17 protein-coding genes are annotated in these 21,093 nt (G+C 53.4%); 8 read left to right on the top strand and 9 right to left on the bottom strand.

What is annotated here, in order from left to right; all coding sequences use genetic code 11:
* Positions 1–47: 47 nt before the first annotated feature.
* Entirely contained in the window at positions 48–1,400 is a 1,353-nt protein-coding gene (locus K0H81_RS04420; RefSeq protein WP_258406383.1) for a phosphatase PAP2 family protein, read from the bottom strand.
* Between the two features lie 215 nt (positions 1,401–1,615).
* Here K0H81_RS04420 and K0H81_RS04415 point away from each other — a divergent pair, with 215 nt between their 5' ends.
* Positions 1,616–2,101 (top strand): hypothetical protein, encoded by a 486-nt coding sequence (locus tag K0H81_RS04415; RefSeq protein ID WP_220060040.1) that lies wholly within the window; start codon positions 1,616–1,618, stop codon positions 2,099–2,101.
* A gap of 137 nt (positions 2,102–2,238) precedes the next feature.
* Here K0H81_RS04415 and K0H81_RS04410 read toward each other — a convergent pair whose 3' ends face one another.
* The 5 genes from K0H81_RS04410 to K0H81_RS04390 form a co-directional block, all read right to left on the bottom strand.
* A complete protein-coding gene (locus K0H81_RS04410; protein ID WP_220060039.1) occupies positions 2,239–4,425 on the bottom strand; it encodes an OsmC domain/YcaO domain-containing protein in 2,187 nt (728 codons plus the stop codon).
* A gap of 224 nt (positions 4,426–4,649) precedes the next feature.
* On the bottom strand, positions 4,650–6,218 hold the full coding sequence (locus K0H81_RS04405; protein ID WP_220060038.1) for a sensor domain-containing diguanylate cyclase: 1,569 nt from the start codon (positions 6,216–6,218) through the stop codon (positions 4,650–4,652).
* 221 nt (positions 6,219–6,439) lie between these two features.
* Positions 6,440–6,688: a hypothetical protein gene (locus tag K0H81_RS04400; protein WP_220060037.1), complete on the bottom strand. Its 249-nt coding sequence runs from the start codon at positions 6,686–6,688 to the stop codon at positions 6,440–6,442.
* Between the two features lie 163 nt (positions 6,689–6,851).
* Positions 6,852–7,679, bottom strand: coding sequence for a class II glutamine amidotransferase (locus K0H81_RS04395; RefSeq protein WP_220060036.1), 828 nt, complete (start codon positions 7,677–7,679; stop codon positions 6,852–6,854).
* Positions 7,664–8,617: an ATP-grasp domain-containing protein gene (locus K0H81_RS04390; protein WP_220060035.1), complete on the bottom strand. Its 954-nt coding sequence runs from the start codon at positions 8,615–8,617 to the stop codon at positions 7,664–7,666. Before K0H81_RS04390 ends, K0H81_RS04395 begins: the two co-directional genes overlap by 16 nt.
* 206 nt (positions 8,618–8,823) lie before the next feature.
* Here K0H81_RS04390 and K0H81_RS04385 point away from each other — a divergent pair, with 206 nt between their 5' ends.
* On the top strand, positions 8,824–10,596 hold the full coding sequence (locus K0H81_RS04385) for an N-acetylglutaminylglutamine amidotransferase (protein ID WP_220060034.1): 1,773 nt from the start codon (positions 8,824–8,826) through the stop codon (positions 10,594–10,596).
* A 29-nt stretch (positions 10,597–10,625) separates the two neighbouring features.
* Here the strand turns inward: K0H81_RS04385 and K0H81_RS04380 are convergent, their stop codons facing one another.
* The gene (locus tag K0H81_RS04380; RefSeq protein WP_220060033.1) at positions 10,626–11,195 is read right to left on the bottom strand and encodes an SOS response-associated peptidase; all 570 of its coding nucleotides are present in this window, start codon (positions 11,193–11,195) and stop codon (positions 10,626–10,628) included.
* Between the two features lie 555 nt (positions 11,196–11,750).
* Between K0H81_RS04380 and K0H81_RS04375 the strand changes: the two genes are divergently transcribed.
* On the top strand, positions 11,751–13,466 hold the full coding sequence (locus K0H81_RS04375; protein WP_220060032.1) for a hypothetical protein: 1,716 nt from the start codon (positions 11,751–11,753) through the stop codon (positions 13,464–13,466).
* A complete protein-coding gene (locus K0H81_RS04370; RefSeq protein WP_220060031.1) occupies positions 13,459–14,388 on the top strand; it encodes a hypothetical protein in 930 nt (309 codons plus the stop codon). The genes K0H81_RS04375 and K0H81_RS04370 overlap by 8 nt, the downstream gene beginning before the upstream one ends.
* A 79-nt stretch (positions 14,389–14,467) precedes the next feature.
* Here K0H81_RS04370 and K0H81_RS04365 read toward each other — a convergent pair whose 3' ends face one another.
* Positions 14,468–14,854, bottom strand: coding sequence for a ribosome recycling factor family protein (locus K0H81_RS04365; RefSeq protein WP_220060030.1), 387 nt, complete (start codon positions 14,852–14,854; stop codon positions 14,468–14,470).
* 191 nt (positions 14,855–15,045) lie between these two features.
* On the opposite strand from K0H81_RS04365, the gene K0H81_RS04360 reads away from it, so the two are divergent.
* From K0H81_RS04360 to K0H81_RS04350, 3 genes are all read left to right on the top strand, one after another.
* Entirely contained in the window at positions 15,046–15,294 is a 249-nt protein-coding gene (locus tag K0H81_RS04360; protein ID WP_011866839.1) for a DUF3297 family protein, read from the top strand.
* Positions 15,295–15,602: 308 nt separating this feature from the next.
* Positions 15,603–17,669, top strand: coding sequence for a methyl-accepting chemotaxis protein (locus K0H81_RS04355; protein WP_220060029.1), 2,067 nt, complete (start codon positions 15,603–15,605; stop codon positions 17,667–17,669).
* A 288-nt stretch (positions 17,670–17,957) separates the two neighbouring features.
* Entirely contained in the window at positions 17,958–18,980 is a 1,023-nt protein-coding gene (locus tag K0H81_RS04350; RefSeq protein ID WP_258406382.1) for a substrate-binding domain-containing protein, read from the top strand.
* Between the two features lie 20 nt (positions 18,981–19,000).
* On the opposite strand, the gene K0H81_RS04345 is transcribed toward K0H81_RS04350, so the two are convergent.
* Positions 19,001–20,272, bottom strand: coding sequence for a serine hydrolase domain-containing protein (locus tag K0H81_RS04345; RefSeq protein WP_220060027.1), 1,272 nt, complete (start codon positions 20,270–20,272; stop codon positions 19,001–19,003).
* Positions 20,273–20,496: 224 nt separating this feature from the next.
* Between K0H81_RS04345 and K0H81_RS04340 the strand changes: the two genes are divergently transcribed.
* Positions 20,497–21,045 carry a DUF2726 domain-containing protein gene (locus K0H81_RS04340; RefSeq protein ID WP_220060026.1) on the top strand — a complete coding sequence of 183 codons (549 nt, stop codon included), beginning with the start codon at positions 20,497–20,499 and terminating at the stop codon, positions 21,043–21,045.
* Positions 21,046–21,093 lie beyond the last annotated feature (48 nt).

Here is a 21,093-nt window from a genome sequence, read left to right as displayed (position 1 = left end):
AAACCTTGCGTTCTGGTTCAAATCGGCCGCCATCTGCGTATAGCTGGCTAAAAGCGGTTCTCGACAGTAAGCACTATGGAGTCCGTCTGATACTCCATGTTAAGCGCATCCCATTTGGCCTCTGAGTAGGCATACTTGAGTCCCATCACCCACTCCTCTCCCAAGGCATAGCTTAGCCCGGCTTCCGCTGCGACCAGTTGATTACCGGACCAGGCCTGAAAACGTCCCATGGCATCGGCCGACAGCCCTCCACCGATATGATAACGGGTTCGCCCTTCGATAGAGGGCATGACCTCCAGGCTACCCTCATCGGCATACTGACCGCCGGTCAGATAGTCCACCTCCAGCTCGACCCAATAGGCGTAGAGACCGCCACCTAACTTGAAGTGCCAATCCCCCTGAGGCGCGAAACGATAGAAATATTGCGACCCCAGGCTCCACTGCTTAAAAGCCAGATAGAGGGAGTCACCATCCTGATACTGCTTACCATCCAGCTCGAACTCCCCCGAGAGGGTGCCAAACAGGCGTGTCTCGTTGGGCGAAAGTTCGAGTTGTAGCGAGGTCTCACTCGAGTCTAAGTACTCGTACATGAGATAGGAAAACGGCTGATGTTCGTCCACCAGCTGACTATCTGGCAGCAGATCTTTCGCCCCTGCCATACCCAGAGAATCTGTCATGTTAAAGCCGAGATTAACGGCAAAGCGGTGACGCTTGGGGCCATGAACCGCAGGCTGAGCACGCTTCTCCGCGCGCGGGCCAGCTCGGCCATTCAGGGGCCCATCCAGGGGCATAGAGAGATTAAATTGCAGCCCACCTTCATCATTGGGAAAGAGGGACACCGCCAAACCTTGGTTATCGTAGCGCTCGACGAAATACTGGTTCACAAGGATGGCAATGCCCGCACCACCGAGCACATCATCGGCGTAGTGCCGTCTGCCATGCACCCGACTGGCGGCCACTACACCGGCCCCCAGATAGGCGGGGATCCCCCAGCTGCTGCCATATCGCGACTGCAGAAAGGCGGCGCCAGAGAAGGCCCCGGCGGAATGGCCAGAGGGAAAAGACTTATAACTTCCACCCGCCACATTTGAGTTGGGTCGATAGCGCCCCACAGTGCTCTTGGTGGCCTCGACAATCAGTTGTGTCGTCAGCACAGAGAAGGTCAGCTGTTTAGCCCCCTCGAAGTCATCATAGAGCCAGGACGCCAGGTATCCGGTCGCCGGAATGGCAATCACCAATATATCTCCGGCCTCGACAAAACCATCGTCTATCGACTCATTGATGGCGTTATAGGGCGCCGCCATAGCGGCGAAGCTCAGGCTCGTTCCCAACACAGCACAGGCTTGTAGTCGCTTGGCTTTTAATGGCATGGCTTTTAATGGCGTGGCTTTTAATTGCATAGCTTTTAATCGCAAAGCTTTGATTGACATAGCTGACTCCCGGCAAAGCAGATACTTGCCCAAAGTGTAGATGCAAATGCTTAATCCTGTGGCTAATCACTAGCCCTGAGGCGCTAAATCGCTTAAAATGTCGCCGCCTAATTCATAGGCCAAGTATCTGATCACAAAAGCCCTTAGCAAGGAAATGGCTAAGGTTAACCACTTAAGGACGAGTCATGGACCCTATCTCCCAGCTGTTTGCCGCCTATCTGGAAATGGTCAGCAGCAACATTGTCGCCAGCTATGAAGATGCCGCCAACACCCGCCTTGTCAGCCAGCGTCTGGTGTATGAAGACACGGCCATCGGCTTTCAACATCAGCTGTGGCGAATCCGGGATCAGAGCGTCTGCGCCGACATCAAACAAGACGTCACCCAATATGCCTACTGCACCCGCAAGGCCAAGCGCATGTTTACCAGTCTATGTCAGCAGCTCTCCAGGCGTGACGATCTCAATCCGCACGGCAGACGCCTGTCGACCATGTACTGTAACGCCTCCCTCAGCTATAAGCCGATGATCGCCCACATAGGCGAGCCAAGCTTGCGCAGCGAGCAGCAAAGAGCGCAGAAACGCTGTAACGAGTTGATCCTCAAGGCGATGCAAGACAAGAGCCCAGAGGTGCAGCAGCAAAAGGCAGCCGCCTGCGCCAAGGCTAACGGCTAACCACTCGGCTAACCGACACCCAAAAGCGAGCACCAAACAGCAAGCACCCAAAAGCGAGCACCAAACAGCAAGCACAAAAAAGCGAGCACCAAGGCTCGCTTTTTTAACTCGCTATCTGTAACGCACAGTACTAAAGATTAAAGTCCGGCTTTAATTTTACGAGCCTGATGCAACTTCTTGTAGCTCTCGATGAGACGCAGATGTGGCTCTATCCCTTCCAGTGCCATGCTGGTCTCGGTAAGGCCTGAGAAGCGCACCTCGCCGTTCACCGAACCAACCACCTGAGCCATCACCTCTTCACCAAACATGCGGGTAAAGTTACCGATAAAGTCCTCAAGCTCGAGCTCCTCATCCAGAGTCACCTCGAGCACCGCGCTCATCGCCTGGTAGAAGAGGCCACGCTGCACCGTGTTGTCGTTGAACTGCAAAAAGTCTTCCACCAGCTCCAGCGCCTCTTCGTGGGCGCCCAACGCCAGATAGATGAGGATCTTCAGCTCGATAATGGTTAGCTGTCCCCAGACGGTGTTTTCGTCGAAGACGATACCGATCAGGGTACGGATATCCGTGTAGTTATCCAGTTGGCTCTCTTCCAGACGATTGACCAGATCGGCAAGCTCATCGTCGCTCAGTCTGTGCAGGTTGAGGATATCTTCACGATAGTCCAGCGCCTTGTTGGTGTTGTCCCAGATGAGGTCGTCCACCGGATAAACCTCAGAGTAGTCAGGCACCAGGATGCGACAGGCAGATGCGCCAAGCTCTTCAAACTCGGCGACATAGACCTCCTTGCCCAGGCTTTCCAGGATGCCGAACAGCCCCTTGGCCTCCTCCTCGTTGGTGCCAGAGAAGTCCCACTCGCAGAACTCATAGTCCGCCTTGTTGCTGAAGAAGCGCCAGGAGATCACCCCGGTCGAGTCGATAAAGTGCTCGACGAAGTTCTCCGGCTCGCTCACCGCCATGCTGTTAAAGGTCGGCTTAGGCACATCGTTAAGACCCTCGAAGCTGCGGCCCTGCAAAAGCTCGGTCAGGCTGCGCTCCAGCGCCACCTCGAAGCTTGGGTGCGCACCGAAAGAGGCGAACACGCCGCCTGTCTTAGGGTTCATCAGGGTCACACACATCACGGGGAATTGACCGCCCAGGGAGGCATCTCTCACTACTACAGGGAAGCCTTGCTCCTCGAGTCCCTTGATACCGGCAAGAATGCTAGGGTACTTCTCCAGCACGGCCATAGGCACGTCGGGTAGCACTATCTCCTGCTCGATAATCTGACGCTTCACCGCGCGCTCGAAGATCTCCGACAAACACTGTACCTCGGCCTCCTGCAGGTTGTTGCCCGCACTCATGCCGTTACTGAGGAACAGGTTCTCAATCAGATTCGATGGGAAATAGACGGTCTCACCGTCCGAGCGACGCTTGTAAGGAATGGTGCAGATGCCACGCTCGATATTGCCCGAGTTGGTATCGATCAGGTGCGAGCCACACAGCTCGCCATCCGGGTTATAGATCTCCAGGCTGTAGTCATCCAGCATGCCTTCAGGCAGCGAGTCATCATCGGTGAGGGCGAACCACTTCTCGTTGGGGTAGTGCACAAACTCGCTATTTGCGATATCCAGGCCGAAGAACTGATCGTTGTAGAAGAAGTTGCAGTTCAGACGCTCGATAAACTCGCCCAGCGCCGAACAGAGGGCGCTCTCCTTGCTCGCGCCTTTACCATTGGTGAAGCACATGGGCGAGGCCGCATCACGAATATGCAGCGACCAGACGTTGGGCACTATGTTACGCCAGGAGGAGATCTCTATCTTCATCCCGAGTCCGGCCAGGATCTCCGTCATGTTGGCGATGGTCTGCTCAAGCGGCAGATCTTTACCCAGAATATAGGTGCTGCTGTCGCCACCTGGCTGACCCATCAACATGGCGTTGGCATCGGCGTCCAGGTTTTCTACCGTCTCAATCTTAAATTCTGGGCCTGTCTGTACCACCTTCTTCACAGTACAACGGTCGATGGAGCGCAGGATCCCCTCGCGATCTTTGTCTGAGATATCGTCGGGCAGCTCGACCTGGATCTGGAAGATCTGGTTATAGCGATCTTCCGGATCGACGATATTGTTCTGAGACAGACGAATGTTGTCGGTCGAGATATCGCGCGCCTTACAGTAGACCTTTACGAAATAGGCCGCACACAAGGCCGACGACGCCAGGAAATAATCAAAGGGGCTAGGCGCCGAGCCATCACCCTTGTAGCGGATCGGCTGATCGGCGGTGACGGTAAAATCGTCGAACTTGGCTTCGAGTCTTAGGTTATCGAGAAAATTAACTTTGATTTCCATGGGGTGGTTTCCACTGCGCGCCTGTACCCGTGGGCCAGCATGCTTTATTTGAAAATGAGACAATTGAGGGGAATTATCGGTGTTTTTGCCCCATTAGTCTTGGGTTAATTGCCGAAAAAGGCCAAATGAGCCGAATTAACCACCAGGGCGGCGAAGAAGCTGCGCCACCCAAGAGATCAAAATAGAGAATAGAGCAAGTTAGAGAAATCGTTAGGGAGAGCGGATTAAGGCAGCAGCTGGTTCTTCTGCCCCGTCTTGTGTTCATACATCAGGCTGTCGGCCCGCTCTATGATACTGTCCACATCATCGGTCTCGTGCAGCAGCTGAGTGCAGCCGAAGCTCAGGCTCCACTCCTTACCCGTCTTGCCAAGCCCCATGACGCCATAGGCGGCCTGGATCCGCTCCATGATCTCGTTGGCGCAGCTGCCGTCGCAGTCCACGAAGACGATAAGAAACTCATCGCCACCGATGCGGGCGGCAAAGTCACCGTCACGGATCGACATGTTGATCACGCTAGCCACGCCCTTGAGTAGATCGTCCCCCGCCTCATGACCGTGCAGATCATTGGTCTTCTTCAGATCGTTCACGTCGATGAAGCTCACCGCCAGCTGTGCCTTTTGGCGTCGGCTGCGGCTGATGCTCTTACCCAGATACTCTATGATGGCGCTGCGGTTATACAGACCAGTCAGGGCATCGTGGCGGGCATCGAAGGTAAGCTGACTAAACAGGCGTTGCTGCTCAACCTGAGCGCCAGCCAATTTATAGGCCAGGAAGATAAACATGGGTGACACCAACAAAAATGCAAAAATGGCGCTTTTGTTGAGATTCTGCTGAGCGGCCTCAATCGTACTCTCGGGCACGAACATCACCAGATAGGCGCTCTCCTTATCCACTATGTTAAACAGTGAATGGGGCGCCAACTTGAAGCGGCTGAAATAGTACTCGCCATCGTCGGTCACCACCTTGCCCAGCTCCGACTGCTGCATGCGACGCCAGGCTGTAGGGTAGTCACTGTCAAAGCCCAGCTGCTCACGTTCGGGGAACATGAAACGCCACTCCTTGTCGGCCTGCTCTCCCTTGAGATAGAAACCTTTGCCGTTCAGCAGGTAAACCTTGTCACCTTCATGCACATTCAGATCGTCAATGATCTGCAAAAGATCGTTACCCTTATAGTTGATCACACCGGCGCCGATAAAATCCCCCGCCTTGCTGTAGATGGGCGTGGCAAAACGTATGGTGGGCTTGAGGGGCTGCTCCACCTCACCGTGCTCCACATTGAGATCGAACGGCGAGGCGTAGATCTCTTCGGGTTTTAGCCCGGTAAGCTCACGGAAATAGTAACGGTCCGCCTTATTCTGTAAGGCCTGGTCCGGCACCAGGTGAAGGCTGTTATCTCGCTGCTGGTCGATACGAATCACCTCATCGCCTTTATCATCGAGCAGGCGGAGCTGATCGTAATGTTTATAGAGATTACCAATTTGGAACATCAGCGAGGTGAGATAGCGCTTGGCCTTAGGATCTTTCTCCTCCAGGGTCGAGACGGCCAGTTCGCTGTGAGCATAATAAGCCAGGTCAGTACCGACGATATTAAGCTCGGCCAGCAGGCTCGCCTGCATGTTTCCAAGCTCGGCATATTGGCGCATCTCTCGTTCGCGGGAGATATTGCTGCTAGTCATCAGATAGACAATTGCCAGTACGGCAGACAGGAATAGCAGGAGTAGCAGCGAATAGAGCATGCTCTTCTTATATTTAGCGTAGGTCAGCTTGGCTTCCTGAGGGGCATCTCTATCCATAACGGCGATATGTTTTACTCATCCAGATTAATCAAGATGGCCAGCTAAGTGGCCCATTTTCGGCATAGTATAAATTACCTTGCCTTTCAAAACCTTAACCTTGTACTAAAAACTAACTATTAAATTAAGCTTTTGCTAACTATATATAAGAATCGAACAATTAGCCGAGATGACCTTGAGCAAGATAACGTTAAGGTGAAGGTAAGGACAAATTGGCAGGCTTAATTGTCCCGATTTTCGGCTTCGCGCCTAACCAGGATAAAGGTGAGATACATCTTGGTCGGCAAGGAGAGCACCATGCCGAAGGCCACACAGACGGCGCTGATGATAATCCCGGTCACTCCCATGGCTTCCATAGTTTCACTAAAGTTATGCAGATAGATCCCCAGCAAAATCAGGCAGAGCCCGATGACGATACAGATCTTTAGCAACCGAATCAGCTTAGCATCCGCCTCCTTTTCCTCTGTCACCCCAGCCTCCTGTAACTACATATCAAAACTGCCTAATATACTGACCACTTATGAAAGAAGTGGCATTGATTCAGATCAATTGGCTATCTCAAGGGAACTGCGGAAGCCTTTCTCTAGGCCTCTGGCCGCTGGGCACACAGAGGATAGAGCGACATCTGACCCATCATATGAAGGTTTCGCTAGTCACCTGATTCGCTTCTATGGTCGCAAAGGTGTTGGCTGGGATAGGTTTCCACTTATCACTGGCCTTATCCAAAGGTTCCGAAACCACAACAATACTTCCCTGTGGCATCAGCTCAAATTGATCATCAAAATCTTGGATGCACTCGGTATCCGACGAGTAAAACTGGGTCATCGCCTCCTCATTATAGGAAAACCTTAGGGTATAGAGCCTGTCACCATCGGAGAGTGCACAAGATAGATTCAACACTCCCTTAGGATTAACTCGCTCCAGGGCCTGCAGCACTCGCTCGACCATTTTTTGCAGCGCCAACTTAGGGTTTTCTTGCAAACCATAGGTGAGAGCCAACATGAAAAAGGTCTCGCTGTCTGTAGTTCCCCTAAGATAGGGGTACAACTCGGGTGCGATATCCAGCTGGAGTTCTCGGCGGATCTTCTCGAAATCGCTGACATGACCATTGTGCTGAAACAGCCAGTTTTTAAATTGAAACGGGTGACAGTTAGTGCGCTGCACATCGCCAGTGGTAGTGGCCCGAATGTGGGCAAAGAAAATATGCGACTCCACCTGATGGCAAAGATTTTTCAGATTCTCATCATGCCAGGCGGGTTTATCATCGCGAAACACGCCTGGCTCGGCACGTCGGTTATACCAGCCGATCCCAAAACCATCGCCATTGGTGCTGAGCAATACGCCCGCAGGGCTAATGTTCAACTCACTGTTTAGACTCTGCGCCACTAGCGAGTGACTCGGCTGTGTCACTAAGGTATCCAAAAAAATGGGGCGCCCCGAATAGGCTAGCCATCGGCACATAGCAGATCTTCCTCCCGCCGCACCCGGCTAGCCATTAACCTCCGATGTCGATAGAAGCCCTTGGCCTCACTCAGGGTATAGTCGATGATGGCGGCGGCAATATTACAGTTAGTCACGGTTTCCAGGCCCTGTTTACCGGTAAAGTCGGGGGAGACATTGATCTCCAGCAGCAGAGGCCCACGAGAAGAACGCACAAAGTCGACGCCAGCAATATTGACGCCTATGCTTTGGGTCGCCCTTAACACCACCTGCTCCTCTTCTGGTGTCAACTGCACGGCGGCCGAGTGAGCACCGAGAGAGACATTGGCTCTAAAATCATCGTCCTGGGACTCCCTCTGCATCGCGGCAACCACCCTATCCCCCACCACAAACGCACGAATATCTTGCCCAGCAGCCTCGGCTATAAACTCCTGTATTTGATAGCTAACCCCTGCCAGAGAGAAGGTCTTACATAGGTTATCGACCTCCTTTTTAGTTTTAGCTAAAAATACTCCAGTACCCTCGGTGCTCTCGATCAACTTCACCACCAGCGGCAACTTTAGATGGCCGACCAGCGTCTCTAAATATTCTGGGGTATAGGCAATGGCAGTCGCCGGAAATGGCAAGTCCTTACTCAAGAGATATTGCAAACACTTAAGCTTGTCCCGACCCAGGCGCAGGGCCTCTGGCGATTCGCTGACATAGATCCCGGCACAGATAAATTGTTGCAAGATATTGATACCGAAATCGGTATAGGAAACATTTAATCTGGGGATCACAATATCAAACTTATTCGTAATAACTTCATTTTGATAGTAAATTTCTGGATTACTGGGGAGCAACTCAATACTAATTTGGCGCAGATCGAGCAGAAAGGCGTCATGTCCCTTGGCGCGAGCTACTTCAACCAATCTGTTGTCATCGTCGACCTGATTAGTTGTCAGGATAGCTATTTTCATAAGTCCTTCATTAATTGTTGAGTGAACAAATTTTCAACTTGTTTAAAAGTGTAGCAGCCTCTGCTCATATTGCCCCCGCCAATTTCCCCTCGGTAAGACAATAAAATGTTTCGCCTCTTTTTCATTGATTTCACTTGAGAAGCCAGTGAGTTTTACTAAGGTAAATAGTTATAACTGATATTAAATTCGAGTTAGTAGGAGTGACTATGTGCGGGATTGCCGGAGAACTCTCTTTTACCACTAGCGCCAAGGTCGACCAGGTCGCCGCCATGCTGGATAAACTGGCGCCAAGGGGACCAGACGGACAGGGCCTCTATAGCCTAGGACCATGCTGTCTGGGCCATAGACGTTTAAAAATCATCGACCTGAGTGAACATGGCGCCCAGCCTATGGTCGACGCCGAACTCGGGCTTACCCTGGTATTCAACGGCTGTATCTACAACTACCGCGCATTACGGGCCGAACTGTCTGAGTTGGGCTACCACTTTTTCTCCCACAGCGACAGCGAGGTAATACTCAAGGCCTATGCCCATTGGGGTCGCCAATGTGTCGAAAAATTCAATGGCATGTTTGCCTTTGCCATTCATGAGCGTGATACAGGACGACTCTTTGTTGCCAGAGACAGGTTGGGCATCAAGCCTCTCTACTACTTCAATGATGGCCACAGTTTGGTATTTGCCTCCAGTTTACCCGCCCTCTTGCGTCATCCGGTCGCCGATACAGAGATAGACCCCCAGTCTCTCAACCACTATCTCTGTTTTCGCGCCATCGTCGGCGACAAAACCTTGTTTAAGCAGATCCATAAACTCGAGGCGGCACATTGGATGATGGTTAGCGCCGACGGCCAGATAGACCGCCGCCCCTACTGGTACCTCTCACCGGGATCCAGCCTAGAACAAGAGACAGAGGAAACCTGGTCTCAACAACTGGAACAAAAGCTGTTTGACAGCGCCAAGCGCCGTTTAGAAGCCGACGTACCTGTTGGAGTGCTCCTCTCCGGCGGCTTAGATTCATCATTGATCGTGGGCTTGTTGCACGAGCTGGGGCAAAAAGAGATCCATACCTTCTCTATCGGCTTTGATGATGTCGCAGATGAGCAAGGTAATGAATTCAAATACTCAGATCTGATCGCCGAGCATTACCAGACTCGACATCAAAAGATAGTGGTCAGTCATAGTGAGCTTATCTCTCATCTGCCCGACTGCGTGATGGCGATGTCTGAGCCCATGGTGTCTCACGATGTCATCGGCTTCTATCTGCTCTCTAAAACCGTTAGTCAACACGTCAAGGTAGTTCAGAGTGGTCAAGGGGCCGATGAGGTCTTTGGCGGTTATCACTGGTATCCTCCAATGGTCGACGCCACCGCGGAAGATGAGGCACAAACCTATCAAGACGCCTACTTCTCCTGGCAATATCCAGAATACCAGCAGCTGGTCGCCCAGCCACTTCTCGATGGCGATCATGCAGGCGATTACGTACGGCGCTACTTCGCCCATTGCCCGGCCGAAACTGCCATCGACAAGGCCCTGATGTTGGATACTCGGGTGATGTTAGTCGACGACCCGGTTAAGCGGGTCGATAACATGACCATGGCCTTCGGACTCGAAGCCAGAGTTCCCTTCTTAGACCATGAGCTGGTCGAACTGGCCAGTCGCATCCCCTTCGATCTCAAACTCAAGGAGGGAGGCAAATACCTACTCAAACAGGTCGCCAGACGCATCATCCCCCATCAGGTGATAGACAGACCCAAGGGCTACTTTCCTGTGCCAGGGCTGCGTAACATGCAGGGGCCTTACCTGGCTCTCGCTAAAGAGGTCTTTGCCCGTCCACAGGCCAGAGCAAGGGGGATCTTCAATATGGACTATATCGACGCCATGCTCGCTAGCCCTGAGCAACAACTCACTCGCTTCGGCTCACGTCTGTGGCAGGTGACACTCTTAGAACTCTGGTTGCAGCTTCATCTAGACCATGAAAACTAGCCTCTGGTCGACGCCAGCAGATGTGGCCCCTAGCAGGCTTGGATCGATAAAAGAGTCTCGGGCGCAGTCAGCAGCGCGTCCAGCTCATGGGGCTGTGAGTGAAACCAGAAATCCAGCGCCTGGGGCTCAATAAGCAGCGGCATGCGATGATGATAGGGCGCGCAGCTGGCTATCGGCTTGGTGGTAAGGGTCACCAGGGCATGGCTGCCATCAATCTGAGGATAGAGGATCCCCGCCATCAGGATCGGCTGTCCGTCACGGCCTTGAAACAGATACTTCTGCTTGGCACCGCCCGCCTGCAGCCACTCATACCAACCGCTACAGGGCACCACAGCCCTATGCTGGGCAAAGGCCTGGGCGAAGGTGCGTTTCTGCCTCACCGTCTCGGCCTGGGCATTGATCAGCAGCCGCTTAGCCCATTCAGGCTTTATCCCCCAGCTGGCATCCACCTGCCGCAGTGCGCCGCCATCCAGCGCTATGGTCCCAAGTTGCTGGGTGGGCCTGAGGTCGTTATTGGTCTCGCTATGAAACTTTATCCCCAGCTGACCCGACACCCAGTCGCACAGGGGATCGCTAATCACATTGAGTCGACCACACATAGTCCGTTCCCTCTTCACCGAATGCTTTCAGCTGGTTTCACTCCTAGTTTAAGTCGAGCCAATCGACCGACCTGCCCTAAGGCGCAAAGTATATAGGCTTCAAGCTAAAACACTCGGCCTGTGCTGTCCAATTTCGCTTTGGGCTAGGCTCTTCAAACTGATCTTAGCAGCGCTCTTAACGCCAAGAGAAAATCTGCTTTGCCTTTGCCGTTTCAGCGAAAGACGCTGAGTCAGGATGTGACGGGCAGATAATCTTCTAAACCGCCCTATTCCTATCTCTAAAACCATCCTCAGAAGCTTCATCATTTCCTTCCTCACTGCCTCTTTGCATCACCCTTTTATTCGTTCGGCAATACAGGCCACCAAACCGAGACCTTAATGACAGCAATGTTAATCTTCTGTGATTAATCACACACTTAGGCTAATACTTAGGTTTCTTTTCGCCGCGGCTATAGGTATAGTTTTTAACAAAAGTAACCCCTGTTCGTGGCGCATCGAATCTATCACTCAGTCCAACTCGCGCCATGACACCTCAGCTCGGACACGGAAGAGATAATGATAAAACTGATCATTCTTGGCTGTTTTGTGGCATGGATGTTTATTCGCAAGCTAAGCAAGTCTAAACCCGACTCGATTTGGCGACTCAAGCTAAGACGACTCGCCCGCTACCTGATGATAGGCGCCGCAGCCTGGTTTGTGGTAATCGCCTTCGGCTCGGTAAAATATCAGATCTACACAGACAAGACATTTACCTACAAGAGCAAGGTACAAACCGTGTTCGCCTGGGAAGAGAACCGCCTGCTGCCCATCAAGGCACTGGCCAAGCCTGTGCTGCTGTCGCTGGATTATCAGACCAGCTTCCCCATGAGCAAAGCCACAGAGAAATCCCTCAGCCAGCAGTTCCCCTACGCGCCGCGCTTTCAGGGAGTGAGCAAATTCTTAGGCACCTTGCTGCTGCTCGTCTGGCTCACCGCTTATCTGTCTCGCCACCGCCATACCGATAAGCGCTGGCAGGAGGCCGTCAGCACAGACACCAAGGCCGGCTACCGCGACTTCTTAACCTGGGCGCGCAGCAATCCCCTCAGACGAGCGCACTGCACCGGCTTTATCAAGAAGGCGGATGTCGCCATGCAGTCTATCGATCAGCGTGGGCGCCTGAAACTCGAGATGTACCGCAAGGGCTGGGCCGAGCGAGGACTCAACGCCGAATTCCTCGACATGCTGCATAAGGTGATCAAGACGGGTCATTCACAGATCAGCGTTAAAGCCACACACACGAGCTGCAGCAAACCGGTTAGCGACATAGACATTAATTTGCTCGTCGGCGGCTGGAGTGGCTTAGACCCGCAGTATTTCATGCAACGTTACTACGCCAATCGCAAGGCGCGCGCCGAGCAGAAGGCCGAGCCCGATGCCTTCGAGGCTCAGCTGCTCAAGACGCCGGAACACCTGCGTTTCACCTACCCCGAGCCCCAGGTTGCCGGCAGAATCATCGAAAAACAGCTCGCCAGCGTGCTGAACCAGGGCAAGAAACGATTCCTTGGCGACGAGCTGGTGCAGTTCACTCCACATAGCGACATAGGGCTTAAACAACCTGAAGTCAGCCTGGAGTTCAGTTACATGCAGTCGCTGAACGAACAAAACGGTAAACGCTCATCCGGCGTATGGACTGGCGAACTCAGGCATAAGACGATCACCATGGGAGATACTCAATATCCCGGCGGTAATATTCTCTGGCTGGTCTTTGGCCTAGTCTTCGAATGGCGTCTTGTGATAGACGGCGTCGAGGCGGCCAAGGGAGAATATAAATGCTTCCCAGATGCCAACATCTGTAACGTTAGCCGACCCAGCAAACAGAAGATGCCGGAAAAAGCGGAGATCGAAAAAAATATCTTCGACGTGGTCGCCCTCTCCAACATCAGCTCCCTGTTTGCCCAGATGATGGGCATCAAGGAGGCGCAGATTAACGATCATACGATCGAGTTTAATAATCAGACCGCATTTGAGGTCAAACGCCAGACGGAGACTTCGAACCAGCTAGCCCAGAAACTCGAAGATGCCCTCAGAGGCGAGGCGCTCGATGAGCTGATCAAGAGCAGCGGTGAGGAGCTTTACAAGCAAAACAAAGCGATGGTCGATGCCATGATCCGCGACTATATCGTCAATCACGGTGATACCGATACAGTATTGATGATCATCGACCTACTGGGCGATGCCGCCCCAGAGCTGGCCGCAGGACTGCTGCAGATCATCGGAGGTTCAGATGAATAAATGGATTTTACCTTGCTGTGCGGCGCTGTTACTGATCCTCGCCCCCGAAGTCGCTCACGCCGATCTGAAACAGAAGATCAAAGACAAGATTGAAGATGGCATCTTCGAGGCCTTCGCCGGCGAGCTGGCGCAGCTGCCGGGGCTGTCACACCTGATCGCACAGGTGGAGGCTAACCAATATCAACTGGTGAGCGCCAATAAGAATGCAGGCCTGCTGGACCTGGGCAGCAACCCAGATCTCGACAAGGCAACCCTGTCGCGTCAGGCCAATGGCAGCGGGATAGCGATCAGCCGCCGCGCCTATCTGGCACCCGGCACCTATTGGCTCAAGGCCAGCCCTAAGGACAAGAAGAAGCAGGCCATCACCCGCAAAGTCTATGTTCAGGCCAAGCGCCGCAACATTGCGACCCTCACCTTCTGGGAGAAGGGCCGTAAGAGCTTCCCGCTGGAGATAGTGACCCAGCCGACCACGGCAAAGGTCAGGGTGATGAACATTGGGCCCAAATATGAGTTTGGCATGCCACTGGCCGCCGGAGACTACCAGCTAGAGGTCAGCGAGAAGGGCTATAAGACCCGTAATCTCAAGGTCAGGCTGGACCACAACCAGAACCAATTCGGCGTCATCCTGCAATCGATCGATGGCAAGGCGGTTACAGCCGACACCAGCAGCGCAGATGACGGCAAGGCGAGCACTAAGGTCGCGGAGCCTGAGCAAAGCAGTCAAACCGCCGCCAACGAACAGGCAGATGAGAAAACAGAAAAGACTTCAGACAAGGCCAAGAAGAAACCTTCGACCACGGTAGAGGTGATTGTCTGGGTACTGATGATCGGTGGCTTTATCTTTTTCTGTTGGCTCACCTACAAGCTGTTCACCTTCATCTTCACCCTGATGGGCAGCGCCTGGCGCAGACTGAGCGCCTAGCGCCTTTTAGTCTGACCCATAACCACAAGGGGGATAGCCAAATCGGCCATCCCCCTTGTTTCTAAATTAAAAACTTGGTTTAGCTATCGGCATCAAACCTGGCCTGGCGCGCCTCGATAATGGTGCACTTGGTCTGCTCCATCAGCTCCCCTAAGGTGATGCCCGGGGTCTCGTGGATCAGGCGCACTAACTTGACTGGCAAGGGTTCTAACTTATCGGCATGCAGCAACAGACCCGCCTCGAGCTTGGCGATCAGATAGGGCGCCATCGCCGGCTGACACTGCTTAAGCGCCAGGGTAAAGGATTGCACATCCACCGCGCCGCCAGTCAGTTGCCAGTTGCGCGAGCGCCGCACCCGCTTCAGGCTGCAGCCAAATTTCCCCGCCAGGGTCTGCGCCTGAGTCACCCGCTCCCGGCCGATACGGTGGATCAGCGAAGGTAAGGCGATGACGATCGCTTCATTCATGGCGACAAAATCCTCAAGGTATGGGGCGGCGATAGTAAACAAGCAGGCCATTTTTCCAGCCCAGACACAAAAACTCAAGGCAAACGCTCAACCCTACTCCTCCCGGTTTCGCCTACCACCTGTTATTTCTTGAGCCCACCAGCACTATTGCCTACAATAGCGCACAACTTTTTTGATTGAAGATAACCACTATGACTGACACTAAATCACTACCTGCATTGCCCGATCGCCTATCTGTCAATCCACGTAGCCCACACCATGTGGCCGACTACTTCGAGCACGACATCGGCATTCTCGTTAACGGCAAAGAGCGCTTCAACGTAGAAGAGTATTGCATCAGTGAAGGCTGGGTGAAGATCCCTAGCCCTAAAGCCCTAGACCGTCACGGCCAACCGCTGATGATGACAGTCAAAGGCACCATCGAAGCTTTCTATAAATAAAGCGACAAGCTTAGATAAAGCCGCGACACTAAAGGGAAGCCCAGGCTTCCCTTTTTCACGTCTTCTCTTCCCTCTTCAGCACTATAGGTCTAGCCATATTTGCTAATCTAGCCAATCAGTTAGATTCAGCTTAAATGCCACCTGGCTCACCTCTTGGCCATATCTGTTAATCAACTCTCATTTGCGCCAAACAAGTTGCATCCACATCACGCTTCTGTAAACGCCAGATTGCCTTTGGGTTAATTTTGCCACTTAATATCCATTAGATTTTTCTTATGTCTAGTCAAAATTGTCTTAGGCTGGTTCTTATGAAAATAACAATAAAAGCTAAACTAATCATATTAGTAGGTGCTTTACTTGTCGCGGTATCAGGCTTGTTTATCATCAACACCTATATCATCGCGCAAGAGGTCCTTAAGCAGGAACAGAGCAACATCAACCAACAGGTTGAAGCCCTCATCAAACAGAACCTCATCGGCCAAGTCGACACCCTAAGCCGCTCCGTCAACGACTTCTACCAACAGTCCCGAGAAGCCAATATCAAGCAGGCGCTGGGGGATGAGATAAAGGTGTTCCGCGATGTCATTAATCGCATGTACGAGAACAACCTCACCGACGATGCCGCCATGATGGTCTACACCTTCCTCAATGAGTATCAATGGGGTAACGGCCGCTATCTGTTTGCCTACAATGCCGACACCCTGGAGAATGAGGCGTCCGGCATGGGCGGCGTCTCCATGGGTAACAGCCGCGACGCCCTGGACGAGAAGGGTAACTACTATGCCCGGGATATAGTCGCCGCCGCTAGGGCCAATCCTATTGGATTTACCAGCTACTTCTTCTCCAATCCTTCGACCGGTCAAGTGGAAGAGAAACTCTCGGCCTCCTTCTACTTCGAGCCGCTCAATCTGGTGATCGCCACCGGGGAATATGTCAGCACATTGAAACAAGACAAACTCAACAGCGCGCTGCAGACCGTGCTGGCCGCCAAGTTTGGCGAAGACGGCCACTTCTGGATACAGGACAGTAGCGGCAAGATATTGGCCCACTCGCAGTCATCTCAAATAGGGCAAGTCACGCCAAACGCCGCCAAGGCGAAACAGGCGCTCGGCAACCAAGCGGAAGCCTTCGTCGCCTTACCTGTCACCGACCCTAAGACCCACAGCCAAGAGACGCAGATCGCCTATGTCAGAAAGATCCTCCCCGAGTGGGGCTGGGTGATAGGCACCGGCACCTATGAGTCCAACATCAGCGCCATCGAGCAGGGGCTCACCGCCGGCACTGAGGCGATATTCAAACAGAAAATTTACCGCAGCATCGCCATTGCCAGCCTGCTTATCATCATCGCCCTGGCGTTTTGCGTATTCCTGCTCAACAAGATCATCGCCGACATGGTGATGCTGAAAAACCGCATCGATACTCTCTCCACCGGCGACGCCGACCTCACCTCCAGGCTGGCCATCACCAGCAAGGATGAACTGGCGGCCATCGGCCACTCGGTTAACAGCTTCATCGGCTACCTACAGGCGATGATGCTTGAGATCTCCCACGCCTCACAGAAGATCACCCAGGGGATAGGCCAACTCGACAGCCACTCGGAAAACAATCGTCAGGCGCTGAGTAAACACAGCAGCGAGACAGAGCTTGTGGTCACCGCCATCAACCAGATGAATGCCTCGGCAGACGCCGTGGCCCAGAGCGCGGGCAAGATGGCCGCCAGCACGCATCAGGCCAACGAAGAGGCCAAGACCTCGACCCTCACCGTCTCGGATGCCGCCGGCAGCGTCCAGGCACTGGCGAACGAGATGAACTCGGCCAGCCAGAGCATTCACACCATGAGCGAGAACACCAATCAGATCATCTCGGTATTGGGGGTGATCAAGGAGATCGCCGATCAGACCAACCTGCTGGCACTTAATGCCGCCATCGAGGCGGCCCGGGCCGGCGAGCAGGGACGCGGCTTTGCCGTGGTGGCCGATGAGGTGCGCTCACTCGCCTCACGCACCCAGTCCTGCACCACACAGATAGAGCAGATCCTCTCCACCCTGAGGCGCGACGCCGACACCGCAGAGCAGCTGATGCTGGAAACCCAAAACAGCTGCCAGCAGGTCACCCAAAATACCGCCCGCGTCACCTCAAATCTGGGCGCCGTCACCAACTCCATCGCCGAGATCAACGACCTGGGCGGCCAGATCGCCAGCGCCTCAGAGCAGCAGAGTGTGGTAACGGCCGAGATCAGCCAAAACATGCACACCATAGAGGCGATGGCCCAGACCCTGCTGCAAAATGGCCAGCAGACACTGGAAAGCACCCAGAGCCTGTCGGCCGCCAATCAACAGCTCAGCGCCATGGTGAGTAAATTCAAGCTAGCCTAGCAAGTTGTGGCGACTCTAGTTTCGGCACCTCTGCTTTCGAGGACATAGGTTTCGGCGCCTCTGCTCTGATAGAGGCGCCGAAACCTTTAGCCCGCTTAGTTTTACACGCATTTATCACCGAAAATTCTTGATCCAACACATATCTTTAGCCGTATCACTTTGCTACATTTGGTTATCAAAATGTAAAATTTGACCTGGCTTGATATGGCTATGCTTATCAAGACGTTAGTTGCTAATACCTTAGCTACGACTAACCTAGTTATTAGGAAATGGATTCGAGAGGTTATCGTGACTCGGTTACTCATCACCCTCATCTCGCTGACATTGCTGGCCACCACTACGCTCAGCGCCGATGTCAGTGCTAAAACCCTGAGATTCGCCGTAGTGCCAAAATTTTACGGCGCCTTTTTCGACCAGAGTAAGCTCGGCTGCGAAGCCGCCGCAAGACAGCTCAAGGATGTCGAGTGTATCTATCTGGGGCCAGAGATCTCCAGCGTGAGACTGCAAGATAAGGTGATCGAGCAGCTTATCGACCAAGGCATAAACGGCATTGCCGTAGCCATCACCCAGTCTAAGTTTCTCGCCGAGAACAGTCTCACCAAAGCCAAGGCCGCCGGCATTCCGGTGATCACCTATGACTCAGATTTCGACGCCCCAACCCTGGCCGAACATCAAGATCTAAGACGCGCCTACATAGGTACAGACAACTTTGCCTTTGGCCTGGCACTGGGTGAGCAACTCAAAAAACTCAGGCCCAATGGCGGCACCCTGATCATCCAAACCGGCCGCCCCGACTCCCCCAACCTCAACCTGAGGATCATGGGCATTCGTAGCGCCCTGTCTGGCAAAACCTATGAAAACCCACCGGGCAAGCGACTGCAAAACGATAATGGCTGGACAGAGATCAGAGAGCCCTTCTCCAACTTCGATCAGCTCAGTCAGGCGGTGAAGCAGATGGAGTCAGTCATGAAAGGCAAGCCCATCAAGGCCGACTCCTTTATCGCCGTGGGTGGCTGGCCGCAAAACGATGAGGCCCTGTATCGTAAGATGATAGCGCCCTATAAAATCAAGCTGAATAACAAAGAGATAGTCGTGATTATTTCAGATGCGGCGCCACCTCAGCTGGCCATGCTACAAGACCATCTCGCCCATACCAACATAGGCCAGAGCCCCTACGAGATGGGTCGCCAGGCGATATTCACCCTGCATAAGATCGTCAGCGACCAGGCCTTCGAGCAGATAGTCTTTACCCCCATCAAACTCTGCACACCGGAAAACGCCGAGACCTGCACCAAGAGCGCCAGCGACTGAATCAGTGACATTTTTGTCCCCTAGTTAGATGAGTTAACCGGCCGGTAGAGTTGCTTGATGAGCGCCGCCGCAATCGTGGTGGCCGGGTCGCGGCCATCCACGCTAGGTGCCATGTTGGTCCAGACCACCAGGGTCACCTTGTTTTCTGGGTCATGACCCATGAAAGAGTTATAACCCGGCAGCTCGCCGGTATGGCCATAGAGCTGGCCAAACTTGGCTATGCCCAGGCCATAGTAAGCGGTGTTGGGATTATCGGGATCGATAGGCTTAACGCTGGCCAGACGCAGTTTCTGCATCTCCTCATTTAACAGTTTGCCGCCAACCAAGGCCTCGACCCAGACCAGCAGCTCCCTGGCGGTAGAGATCCCCGCACCGGCCGCCCAGCCCCAGGAAGGATTAGCCTCGGTCTGCTCCCCCGGCATTATCACCCCATCGCGCGCCTCCTGCTGCATCGCCTCAGGCAGCGCCCCGTCCATGGTCAACACATTGGTGCCATACATATAGCCGTGGGCGTAGGGCTCGGGCAGCACGTTATCGGTGATCTCAGGAAACAGGGTTTGTGTCATGCCTAGGGGAGCAAACAGGCGGCGCAGCATGATCTCAGGTAAGGTGCTGTCATCGAGTTTCTGGGCGATCAGGCCAAGCAATACCGTATTAGCGTTGGAATAGCCAAAGTCTGTGCCCGGCGTAAAATCCAGCGGAGAGTCGAAACTCAGCTTAAGCAGCTCAGCTTGGGTCCACGCCTTGTTGGGATCCTGATCTAAGATCTGATTCAGCGCCAATGTGGTGGTGTAGTTATGCAGGCCGCTCTCCATCGACAGCAGCTGAGCTATGGTGATCTGCTCACCGCTCGGCACGCCAGTCCAGTGCATGGCCACGGGGTCATCTAACTGGAGCTTACCCTCCTGCACCATCTGCAAGATGATAGTGCCGACCCAGGTCTTGGTATTGGAGCCAACCCGGAGGTGCTGATCGAAACGGGTTGGCTCACTGCCGCCATACTGGCTCACCCCAAAGGTATATTCAAAGTTACCCTTGGGGGTATGCAGTATCACCACGGCGCCCGGCACCAACATATCCTCGGCCAGCTCAGCCACCGTCTGCTGCATCTTGGCCGTGTCGATGGGGTTTAGCGCCTCCTCATCATCACTGTTACAGCCACTGACCAGGGCTCCGGCTAGGATACTGGAAAAGGTGACCAACAAGGCACTCATCAGGTTGCTCACCCAGGCTCTCGGCTCCGCTTTATCCGTTCTAGACTTGCGCTGTACCCACATATTTTTCAACATCATTTGGCACTCCCTTTGTCATCCTGCATCCAGGATCCGCACTCAGCCAGCTTAAAAAACCGACCATCCATTGCAATACCCCAAGCTAGTCTGGTTTCGATTGGGATTCAAGCTAAGTTGGCAAAGCTGCAACTGAAAAGAGTGCGAGTTGAAAAAGCGAGGGACAAGGCTTATTGTGCAAACAAATCAACCCGGCAATGACGCCAACCTCAAGAGATGGATGTTCGATGAACCTCAACCTTTTATTCGCAATGGCCTTTGGCTTTATCATCATTTTGACCCTGCTGTCGCGACTAGGCAGTAGCACCAGCAGTCGCCACTACCAATATCGTAAACATAAGGCCCTGTTTACCCCCGCCGAACGATCGTTTCTGGGGGTGTTAGATAACGCCGTTGGCGAGCAATACCGTATCCTTGGCAAGGTACGCATTGCCGATGTGATCACTCCAGAAAAGGGGATGACGCGCCAACACTGGCAAAATGCTTTCAACAAGATCTCCGCCAAACACTTTGACTTTGTGTTGTGCGACAAGCAGACCCTGGACGTTATCGCCGCCATCGAACTCGACGACAAGAGTCACAAGCAGGCCAAGACCATTGCGCGCGACCAACTAGTGGAAGATGCCTGTCGCACCGCGGGGCTTCCTCTGATTCGGTTCGACGCCAAACGCAGTTATCATGTCGAAAGCGTAAGAACCACTATCACATCGACACTCGAGCCAGAATTTGAACCCGAGATTGAAACCATTCCTCAGATAATCGCGAGTAGAGATTGACCGGCCAGGGCCTTGGAAAATAGCCAATGCCATCCCCATGGTTTTTAT

Origin of the sequence: Shewanella halotolerans (assembly GCF_019457535.1) — a bacterium.
Classification (GTDB): domain Bacteria; phylum Pseudomonadota; class Gammaproteobacteria; order Enterobacterales; family Shewanellaceae; genus Shewanella; species Shewanella halotolerans.
The sequence above is the reverse complement of the archived record's forward strand: the minus strand, read 5'-3'. Positions and strand labels throughout refer to the sequence as shown.